At 45.2% G+C, this 10,156-nt stretch carries 5 protein-coding genes and 1 pseudogene; 3 read left to right on the top strand and 3 right to left on the bottom strand.

The window, feature by feature from the left end; genetic code table 11:
* The first annotated feature begins 257 nt into the window (after positions 1 to 257).
* Positions 258 to 638 (top strand): winged helix-turn-helix transcriptional regulator, encoded by a 381-nt coding sequence (locus E0698_RS24030; protein ID WP_025685981.1) that lies wholly within the window; start codon positions 258 to 260, stop codon positions 636 to 638.
* A gap of 46 nt (positions 639 to 684) precedes the next feature.
* Here E0698_RS24030 and E0698_RS24025 read toward each other — a convergent pair whose 3' ends face one another.
* The gene (locus E0698_RS24025; protein WP_192513149.1) at positions 685 to 1,755 is read right to left on the bottom strand and encodes an SDR family oxidoreductase; all 1,071 of its coding nucleotides are present in this window, start codon (positions 1,753 to 1,755) and stop codon (positions 685 to 687) included.
* Between the two features lie 930 nt (positions 1,756 to 2,685).
* On the opposite strand from E0698_RS24025, the gene E0698_RS24020 reads away from it, so the two are divergent.
* Positions 2,686 to 3,603: a hypothetical protein gene (locus tag E0698_RS24020; protein WP_192513148.1), complete on the top strand. Its 918-nt coding sequence runs from the start codon at positions 2,686 to 2,688 to the stop codon at positions 3,601 to 3,603.
* A gap of 368 nt (positions 3,604 to 3,971) precedes the next feature.
* On the opposite strand, the gene E0698_RS24015 is transcribed toward E0698_RS24020, so the two are convergent.
* Together E0698_RS24015 and E0698_RS27155 are read right to left on the bottom strand one after the other, a co-directional pair.
* Positions 3,972 to 4,823 (bottom strand): aldo/keto reductase, encoded by an 852-nt coding sequence (locus E0698_RS24015; RefSeq protein WP_192513147.1) that lies wholly within the window; start codon positions 4,821 to 4,823, stop codon positions 3,972 to 3,974.
* Positions 4,824 to 5,206: 383 nt separating this feature from the next.
* A pseudogene (locus tag E0698_RS27155) lies at positions 5,207 to 5,474 on the bottom strand (GNAT family N-acetyltransferase); the annotation flags it as partial.
* A 547-nt stretch (positions 5,475 to 6,021) separates the two neighbouring features.
* Here E0698_RS27155 and E0698_RS24010 point away from each other — a divergent pair.
* Positions 6,022 to 10,047 carry a DUF5695 domain-containing protein gene (locus E0698_RS24010; protein ID WP_192513146.1) on the top strand — a complete coding sequence of 1,342 codons (4,026 nt, stop codon included), beginning with the start codon at positions 6,022 to 6,024 and terminating at the stop codon, positions 10,045 to 10,047.
* The last annotated feature ends 109 nt before the right edge of the window (positions 10,048 to 10,156 follow it).

The following is a 10,156-nucleotide window of genomic DNA, read 5'->3' as shown; positions in this document are numbered from 1 at the left end:
GTGTGCAACCCCATCGTACCGAGGCGCTCGTTTTTGTGCAAAGGCCAAATTATTCATTCTACAGGAATTCTAACGGGTAACGATAGTTCAATAAGCATGAGGAGACGGTAGACGATAAAGTGGCTGTCGTTTTCTCAACTAACGGGCAGGATAGCGTAATATTTTGGTTATAATGTTTAATAGGGACAATTAATGGCTCCAGTTCATCAGGAGTTACCAATGACCTGTGTCGAAATATTCGAAAAGGGGCAAGTTGTGTGAAAAAGACTGAAAAAATTTACAACACTGCAGTTGAGGCAACTTTAGAGGTAATTGGTGGGAAATGGAAACCTGTTATTCTCTTTCATTTGACATTCGGTAAGAAACGTAATAATGAATTTAAGAGCTTGATTCCCGCAATTACTCAAAAGATGTTAACGCAGCACCTTCGGGAGCTTGAAGAAGAGGGCGTCATCTTACGTATTTCCTATAATCAGGTACCACCTAGAGTTGAGTATGAGTTGACAGACTACGGCTGGAGTCTAAAGGAACTCCTACATCTGATGTGCCGTTGGGGGGATTCGCATATAGAGAGAAAGTACGAGGGAAAGGCTACTGTTCTGGCTAATCCAATGCTTACAGACGTAAATAACAGTTAAGAAACCGACCCAATACAAGGTCGGCTTTCTTATTTTATACGGTAGTTTACGGGATGACTTTACGCTTGCGGAAGTCGTTGAAGATGTTCATAAACATTGCTTCGGTATCGACGAATTCGTGAAAGCCTAAACGACGAGCCTTCGTTCCGTCGGCAAAAAAATCGTAATCCCATGCAAATACGAAATCGCCGAATAGCCAAGAGGATACATCTTTATAGGAATTCCGAGCAAGCCCATGTTCCTCAACCATTTTGTTCCAAAGCTGCTCCTTGTCCGCCATGACAACGTCCAGAGACATCTGCAACGGAGGCGCTGTTTCCATGCCAAAGTATTGAGCGATCTTTGGCCATAACTCATTCCAACGAAACAGATCGCCGTTCGTAATGTTGAATGCCTGATTCGCACAGCGCTCGTCGGTCGCCGCCCATACTGTTGCCTTTGCGAGAAGCCCCGCGTCTGTCATCTCCAAGAGGCTGTTGTAAGCTCCCGACTTACCTGGAAATCGCAAAGGGATTCCAAGTTCCTTCGAAATTGAAGCGTAAATCGCTATGACCATTGCGAGGTTCATCGGATTTCCAAGCGAGAAGCCGCAGACTACTGAAGGACGGAGTGCCGACCAAGTCCAAGCCTTACCTTTTTGCCGTTGTTCTAAGAAATCTTGCTGATCAATATTGAACTCAGGAGGCATGTGGTTGGCGTCTGTCTCACGAGCAGGAGTTTTGAACGGGCCGAGATGTGCGCCGTATACCTTATATCCCTGCATCAGACTGACATGTTTCAAGCCCGACGCGATTGGTTCGATCACTTCTACGATGTTCACTAACATGGCAAGATTCGGTGGAACAAGTTCAGCCCAAGTTGGACGGTCTTGGTAAGCAGCATAAAAAATGTGTGTTACCCCAGTTAAATCGCTTAACTTCTCGTGAAGATCGTCTATATTGAGTAGATCCGCAGCCACATATTGAACATGGTTGCTAGATTCTCCACCGCGACGCGATACACCGATCACGTCCCAATCAGGAAGAGAGATGAGGTGATCAATGAGGTTGCGACCGATAACACCATTCGCACCTACGACCAAGGCGACTTTACGTGTTGTTGTAGATTCATTATTCATAGTGTTTCAGCTCCTTCTGTACTATTCTTTGTACAACATTATTTTGCATCAACTAACCATACATAGGAAGTACACACTTTAAAGTGACATAAGCACTTTAAAGTAATCAAGGTATATTCAGACGAAAAGAAGTCAGTCAACTCTCTCTTTTCTTTCTTAATCATTATGGTAGATGGTATACTCGACTGCAGGCATGATTCGGCAGTCTATTCAGCTAACGGGCGGGTTAGTTTCAATATGTTGTAGTATGCTGGTGTATAGCTACATCTATTGATTTTCTTAACTTAGGAGGTTATCAAGAATGCCTTATCCGATGGTCCATTTTGCGATAGCTGGGGTATTTTGCTCATATCTATGCGGACATAAGATGGACGGAAACAGTTTATTCGAATTTTGAACGTGAGTACCGAGGAAAAAAAGATGAAATAAGAAAAGTTTATAATATTGAGTCAAATCAGGTGGAATTTAATTTAATTAGGAGAAAAGAATGGGCTGAAGCCGTTCTCAACAAGCTCTAAGTAGGAAATGCGTATAGTATTGAACCATTGTTAACTCAAATTGAAGTAAGCCAATACCGAGATATACAACTACAGTGGCTACGCAATAAGGACAATGAACCCCAGATTACCCCAATTTATTTAAAAGAAGATGTGGTTAAGAGTTTTGTTACAAAGACATCACATGAGCTTAACGACTTATATAAAGAATGGGGAATCGAGTCTCTCTAAGCAAGATATATTTGAGCTAACGGGACACGGTAGTTGAATATCACGCATTGTTGAGCAGGCGTTACAATCTGCTCTTTTTATTAAACTAACGGGCAGGATAGTTTAATAACATATCGAATTTTTTAAGAGTGGAAGGGTATACGAGGTGAGGCGTTGCTTAACTGAAGCGTGAAGTAGAGGTAATCAAAAAGGAGATACCCAGATGGAAACAAATCAAAATATTCGTTTAGCAATCGAAGAATCTATACAGTTCCTTGAATCTACTCCGCATTTGGGGATGACTCACGGCGAGTGCAGCCGTCGAAAATGGGATGGAGCTTGGTGGCATATGGGTGCTCTTTATGAAATGGGAGAGGTGAAACTAATTCCCGAGTCTGCTATTGTCGGAGCAAAATATTTACTCGAAACTCAGGTCTGGCCGACCTTCATCATATCCGCCGATGACCATCCAACAAGTGAAAGTGATAAGATGAAGATGGATTGCTGCCATTGTGAACTTGCCGTATACTATATGATTCTAATGGCGTATGGCTGTGATTTGGACAAGGAACTGCCTTGGATTCGCGAATGGCTCTTAAAGCATCAGTTACCTGATGGCGGGCTGAACTGCGACCCTGAAGCTTATACTCATTCTAAAAAGAGCTCTATTGTTTCAACACTTCCTCCGCTTGAAGCTATCTTATGGCATACAGACCGTGAATTTACTGAACAGGAAGCCGTTTTCTTAGATGAAGGCGCACGTTATTTAATTGAGCATCGTCTTGTATGTTCTAAACAAAATAGAAGCGTCATCGATATGGAATGGCTGAAGCCTTGCTTTCCGAGGTTTTTTGAATATGATATATTACGCGGCATGTCCTTCTTGGCAGAATGGTCCCGACGTAGGAACAAAACGCTGCCGGTCGGGCTGCTTATTGAAGGATTGGAACGATTGAACATCTTCAAGGAAACAGGAGGCTTGCGAATCGGTAGACAAGTCTTTGATCCACAAGGCCCGTGGGGTGGGCAACCCTTTCCCTTGTTAGAAGCAGTGGCTGGCATTGGTGACGTTTCGCCTTATCTAACCAGACAGTTGGATCGAGTTATCGAACGATTGGGACCGGAGTATACCTATGCATAAAGACTTCCTTTAGAAGGGAGCTCATGGTGGAAGAGGAACGGACCAGGATGAGGAAGGCTTAGAGGGGAAAGTTGCAAATTTCAAATATGTAAAATGATTGTCTAAACACTGATTGAAGCCGTAAAACGGGAAGCAAAAGAAGAGGTCTTTGTTGAGGCAGCTCAATAAACTAAACCATGAGGCTGCCGTGGATTGAATGGCAGCCTTGTTACGCTAACGGGCAGATTAGCTTAATAAATACATTGATACCGCAAACGAAAAAGAGGAGTAGATTTCCTTAGGGCATCTACTCCATGCTTTTAACTTTATTGTTAAATATTGGTTCTTTTGGCATAATCAAAACCTACGGGTGATCTTTTGAAAGATGGTTAGATATCGAGTTTACGGGTACCGATCCATTTCACCATGTCAGGATCGCGATGTGAAAAGAACAGGCTCTGTTTTGTATCTAACGTAGTAATCGACTCCATATCCTCTTGGCTTAACTCAAAGTCAAAGATATCGAAGTTTTCGATAATTCTCTCTTTACGAACAGACTTTGGAATCACAACAACTTCTCTTTGTGTCAACCAACGTAAAACCACCTGAGCAACGGATTTATTATACTTTTCAGCTATGGATACCAATATTTCATTCTGGAACAAGTTATTTTTCCCTTCAGCGAAAGGTGCCCAGGATTCGATCTGAACATTATTCTCTTTCATGAATTTTGCATTTTCGATTTGCTGGTTGAATGGGTGCGTTTCAACCTGGTTTACGGCAGGAACTACTTCATTATGAATAATCAAATCGATCAGGCGATCCTCATGGAAGTTACTAACGCCGATTGCACGGACCTTTCCTTCACGATACAATTCCTCCATAGCGCGCCAAGAACCAAACACATCTCCATATGGCTGGTGAATTAAATACAAATCCAAATAATCCAACTGCAATCTTTCCAGTGATTTTTCAAATGCCTTTTTTGTACGCTCATAACCAGTATCCTGAACCCAAAGTTTCGTAGTGATAAATAACTCCTCTCTTGTCACACCACTACGTTTGATTGCTCTGCCAACTGCTTCTTCATTTAAATAAGAGGCAGCGGTATCAATCAGCCGATAGCCTGCCATAATAGCGTCATAAACGCTTTGTTGACATTCATTTGCATCTTGGATCTGATAAACACCAAAACCGAGTATAGGTATCTCAACCCCATTGTTCAAAGTTACTTTTCGCATATAAAATCCTCCAGTATTTTTAATTATTATGTGTAAATCAACTCAATCGATATTCAAAACAGACACCCACTTCACATCTTATTATGCACCAGATGACAAAGCGAGCGTTATCCCGTTCGTGTCAAATGTTTGCCTAATCCTCTCACTACTACTTATTTAACAGATAAATATGGACTATAATCGAACTATAAAGAATGACGGCATGGGGAGGACCAAATATCTGAAATAATCACTAAGCAGCAAAATGAACTTGCCAAAATGATTAAACGTTATGCAGAAACCGATGGTGTTCACGCTACTGTATTCCGTCATTAGTTTTCATACGCGACTCTAATGCATTCGTGCCACGTCATGGAGTTTACAAACCTTCCTTTTGGTTTTCAAACGCAGACTCCAAATTCTACTTTATGAGCGAATCTATTTAAATAAATACCTTCGCATCTTGAAAACCCCATGATTCGATCACCCACTACAGCATTCGGTTTCACGGTGTCCGTTTGTATAATCTGATCAAACCCCGGTATATCTAAAAATGCCTCCCTTGCTCTCTATCTAAATTTCCTGTCTCTCCATCATCTGTAATCTTAATTCAGATAAATCTGTCGTAGCTTTGTTGATTGCCGATCTAACAGTATAATGCAGCCCATTCACATAAAATTCTCACTTGTTTATGACTATGATTTACTCCATTCCTTTTGAGTTGATGTGTTCGACTTTTTCTGTACAAACCAAGAAGCTGTAAGCCTTCTTGCCGCTCCGCACTTGCAGCTCCCTATCACCCCAATTCCCTAAAATGGGCGATGACTTTACGGTGGTTGGTCAGCGGAGCGGGCAGAATTGTTTTGGAGAAGCGGAGCGTTCGGGCTAAAAGCTTTCCAAAGGAAAGCTCGCATCGTAAGCATAAGCTATCCCCGGATTTTCCCCTTTAATTCCTATTCCAATGAAGAGATCTGGGGATAACAGCAATCGGAAGAACTATCTGCACGCGTAGCGCTTGCTACTCACTGCCGTAACTCCTCCCCCTATTAGGTTGAAATCCTATATAAATCGGTTGAAAATGTTGATTTTACCAATGGACAAGGATTTGTACAATGGAGTTGTAACGCTTACATTGCCGAGGAGGTTGCGATGAAATGAAAAGAATTCAGGCGATTGGCAAGCAAATCAGGACCCCAAGATCCAAAAGGAGGCCGTGTTGATGAAATTTAAAGGAATATTGGCAGCATTCTTGTTTTTAACCGCGGCGTCTGTGCTATTTGGGACGCACACGGCGGAGGCCCATGAACTATCCAATGACAAGCTGACGATTCAGACAGGTGAGCATGGCGAAATTTCATCCATCCGTATCAAGGGAGATGCTTTCCCAACGGAGTACGTGATGAACGCAACGGTAACACCCGAGCAGAATACCGCAGATCATCAATGGCTGGGTGAACTGATGTTCACGTACCGACTCGACGATGGTAGCTGGACGAAGGCATGGACGAACAAGTCGGCAGACGCGCGTAAAATCACGACCAGTGGCAACCGCATCACCGTCACGTATGAAAACTCAAGCAATGCAGAAGGCATTCGCAATTTTAAAGTCATCGAAACGTATTCAGCGGAGTCGAACGGTTCGGTGTTGTGGAATATACAGGTACAGAACACAAGTGGCAAAAAGTTGGAGATTGGTGATTTTGGCCTGCCTTTGCCATTCAATGAGCAGTGGACGAACGGTGATGCGATTTACGAGACCAGAGTCGTAACGCATTCTTTTGTCGGCAACAACAGCTCCTATATTACGGCTGGACGTCCCAGCGGCATTGGTTCTTCACTGCTGCTGATTCCTGATTCCACGACAGGTGCGGGTTTTGAGTATCAGGATCACTGGCGGGATGAGGAGCATCCGGGCAGCAAATGGGCCTGGAATCCGGCGAATGAAGGCAAATGGCTGGAGGGACTGAATGTATTTTATATTCACTCCAACGTGATTAAGTCCACAAACCGTGGATATTTGCCCAATACAAGCCTGATCCTGAACCCCGGTCAAAGCCGCAACTATGGCTTCAAGTTTCTGGCGGTGAAGGACGAGCATGATGTGAAAGATACGTTGTATCAAGAAAACTTGGTGGATACAACGGTTGTACCGGGGATGATCGTGCCTACGAATCAAAAGGCGAAAGTGGATCTGCGTACCAAGCAGGCGATCAGCAAGGTGACTTATCCAGACGGAACCGTCATTCCGCAGACGGACAGCAAGACTGGAGGGCACCACATCTATGAACTGAAATTCACCAAACTGGGTCCAAACTTCATCACAGTGGAGTATGGAAACGGTAACAAGACTGTTTTACAGTTCTATGCCATTGAGCCGATTGATTTAGCATTGCAACGGCACGCTACATTTATGGTAGATAAAACTCAGTGGAATGTACCGGGTGATCTGCGCGACAAAGTCTTTGACGATTGGATGATGCATACCAAATCCAAGCGTAACATTTTCAACGGATACTGGGGCTGGGGGGATGATTGGGGTCTAACCCACGGACAGTTCTTAGCTGAGAAAAACACACTTTCTCCAGTTGCCAAAGAGGTGCGAGCGGTAGACGATTATTTGGAGACGGCGATCTGGACGAATCTGATGAACGGGCATCATGAGGATTATTTGATTCATGATTTCCTGATGCCGGAGCCGAACGATACACCAACCTATCGGGGGTACGCTTACCCGCATGTGTATAACACGTATTTCAGCATGTACAAGATTGCCAAGGAATACCCGGATCTTGTCACTTACAAGCAGCCGAAGGAAACGTATTTGCTGCGGGCGTATAACATTTTCAAAGCATTGTATGAAGGGCCAGTCGCTTACAACTGGGAAACGGGCTTGATGGGCGAACTGACCACACCGGATATTATTCAGGCACTTCATGATGAAGGCTATGATGATGAGGCGAACGATCTCAAGGAAAAAATGGATCGCAAATATAACAATTTTAAAAATACAAAATATCCTTACGGCTCCGAATACAGCTACGATAACACTGGGGAAGAGGCCGTATATACGTTAGCCAAGCAGAATATAGATACAGAAGGCGAGCAAAGCAAAGCGCTGGAAATGATGAGTAAAATCAATGCCAAAACCCGTGCAGCACGCGGACATATGCCAGTATGGTACTACTATACTGATCCGGTGACGATTACCGGGGAGAACTGGTTTAACTTCCAGTACACGACTTCGCTTGCAGGCTATGCGATGGACGACTGGATACGGCACCATGAGGACAATCACCGCGAGGAACAACAGCGTCTGTCCTATGCAGCTAAAATCGCCAATGTGGGGGCGATTAACTCCGGGCAAATCAGCTCCGACCCTGACAACATCGGGGCAGTCGCATGGACGTATCAGGCGGAAAAAGGTAATAACGGAACAAACGGCACCGGAGGCGGTAAAAATGTTCCGCTCTTTAACGGCTGGCGGGGCATGAGCGGCGAGGCGGATCTTGGACTGTTCGGTGCACTCAAAACGCTAAGTGCCGACATTGCAGTGGACCCGATCTTCGGATTGACAGGCTACGGTGCAGAGGTAAGCAAAAGCGGCAATGTGTATACCATTAAGCCGCTGGATGGCCTGTTCAAGCGGGTCAACCTGATCACGGAAAAGCTGTATATTGAGCTGGAAAAGGATCAATACACAGAAGCCAAGCTGGCAACATCCAAGGATTATGTATGGCTCCAACTGAAAAATCAGACACCTGGTCAAGCACATTCCACGTACGTTACATTTGATGGTTTGAAGAAAGGAACGTATTTGGTTAAAGTAGGTGGTCAATCGCAAGGTAAATTTAATGCGTATGCACCTACCAACAAGCTGAAATTGGACATTGGCACAGCCTCTTCCTACACGGTGGAGCTGACATCAACGACGCCTGATCCGAACAAGGCGCCTGTCGTAGATGCAGGTAAAGCTTCCAAGGTGAAGCTGCCGGATCCAATCATTCTGAAAGGCACGGCTACGGATGATGGACTTCCACAAGGCAAGGTTACGAGCGAGTGGAGTCTGGTCGAAGGGCCACAAGGTGCGAAGGTTACGTTCAGCAGCAAAACATCGCTGCGTACGAAGGTGGACGCTTCCGAGCCGGGTACGTATGTGTTCAAGCTGACATCCAGCGACTCGCTGTTATCGGCTGAGGCCAGAGTAAGCGTGATCGTAGAACCGGCGGCTCCGTTACTTGAACAGCTTGCATTGTATAAGTTTGACGAAACCAGCGGTTCAGTCGCTATGGATTCGTCGGACAGTCGCAATGATGCTGTCGTGAAGGGCACGGCTGCATGGGCTGCGGGGAAAAAAGGCAATGCCGTCAGCCTGAATGGCAAGGACAGCTACGTGCAGCTCCCGGCGGGCATCGTAAGCCGGGCACAGCAATTGACCGTATCCGGTTGGGTCAAAGCGAACAGCCTGAGCGATTATGTACGGATTTTTGACTTCGGCTCCGGGACGAATGAATATATGTTCCTGACGCCCAAAGCCGGAAATACGATGCTGTTTGCGATTACTAACCAAGGCAACGGGCAGGGACAGGAACAGACGATTGAGGCTCCTGTGCTGCCGACAGGGGTGTGGAAACACGTTGCGGTCACGCTCTCAGGCTCCACAGGTATTTTATACGTGGATGGAAAAGAAGTGGGACGCAATACCAGCCTGACGTTGAATCCTACCAGTTTGGGTCAAACCAAAAACAACTTTATCGGCAAGTCTCAGTACCCTGACCCATACTTCGACGGTCTGGTGGATGAATTCCGCATCTACAGCCGCGCTCTGAGTGCTTCCGAGGTGGCAGGTCTCGCCTCCGGTACAGCACAGAGCCTGACGGGAGCCGAGAAAATCACGGCTTTAAAAGAAGTAAACGTGATTACTCGCGCGGGTGAAAAACCCGAATTGCCAAGCGTAGTGGAAGCAACGTATGGAGAAGACTCCACTAAATGGGTAGCTGTAGAGTGGGAAAATATTGATCCTGCACAATATGCTACTCCGGGTTCATTTGAATTAAAGGGCAATGTAGAAGGAACAGAATTGAAGGCGATTGCCAAGGTGACTGTGATCGAGGCGGGGGCCCCCCTCAACTCTGGAACTCCGGAAACGCCGACAAATCCGGTTAACCCGGTAACACCCGAAACACCTACTCCTGTCAGCTCTGCTAAATCAGCAGGGGTATTACAATCTGGAGGAAACATTGAATAGCCTTGTTAAATAACCTTTCCCACCTTCACTTTCTTCCTGCAAAGGGGAGAGTGGCGGTGGGTATCCTTGCATTTGGAGTACAAAGTTGCGAATAAGAATGTGAATGGGG

Origin of the sequence: Paenibacillus sp. 23TSA30-6 (assembly GCF_014858585.1) — a bacterium.
Lineage (GTDB): Bacteria > Bacillota > Bacilli > Paenibacillales > Paenibacillaceae > Paenibacillus.
This window is presented reverse-complemented; position numbering and strand designations above follow the sequence as displayed.